Origin of the sequence: Segeticoccus rhizosphaerae, assembly GCF_009192725.1 — a bacterium.
Taxonomy (GTDB): domain Bacteria; phylum Actinomycetota; class Actinomycetes; order Actinomycetales; family Dermatophilaceae; genus Segeticoccus; species Segeticoccus rhizosphaerae.
Genome location: NZ_VOHR01000742.1, coordinates 1 through 527, shown reverse-complemented (window position 1 = coordinate 527; position 527 = coordinate 1). Strand labels below are relative to the sequence as shown.

Here is a 527-nt window from a genome sequence, read left to right as displayed (position 1 = left end):
CCTGCCGGTCCACCGGTGCCGGGCAGCGCCGGGTCGTCGCGGTGTGCGCGGCCGGTCGCGTGGGCGAGCGCGTCGGCGAGGGCGCTGGCCGCGGTCACGCGGGCCCCGGGGCCGTCGGCATCGTGGTTCCTGTACCGGGTGCGATGGCTCCGGGGTTGACGACCGGCGCGGCAGCGGGGAAGCCGCGGGTCTGCCACGTGCCGCCGGTGGGGGTGACCGCGAAGGCCTCAATGTCTGGCAGCCGTTCGACCCAGTCGCGGGCGCGGCGCCCCATGGCCAGGGCGGCGGTGGCGTAGGCGTCGACCGCGGTGAGGTGCCTGCCGACCAGGGTGATGCTGGCCAGGTCGGTGGCGGGTCGTCCGGTGTGCGGGTTGAGCACGTGGGCGCCTCGCTCGGCGGTGCCGGAGGTCGCGACCGCCATCTGGCTCCCGCTGACGATGGTGGCGAGCAGCCGGGGGTGCAGCGGGTCGGCGATGCCGACCCGCCAGGGCTGTCCGGGTGCGGGCTCGCCGGCGAGCTGGAGGTCG

General features: G+C 77.2%; 1 protein-coding gene. It reads right to left on the bottom strand.

Annotated elements, in window-relative coordinates; translation table 11 throughout:
• Positions 1–94: 94 nt before the first annotated feature.
• The coding region (locus FRW57_RS22770) for an FAD:protein FMN transferase (RefSeq protein WP_162529501.1) at positions 95–527 on the bottom strand (433 nt) is incomplete at its 5' end.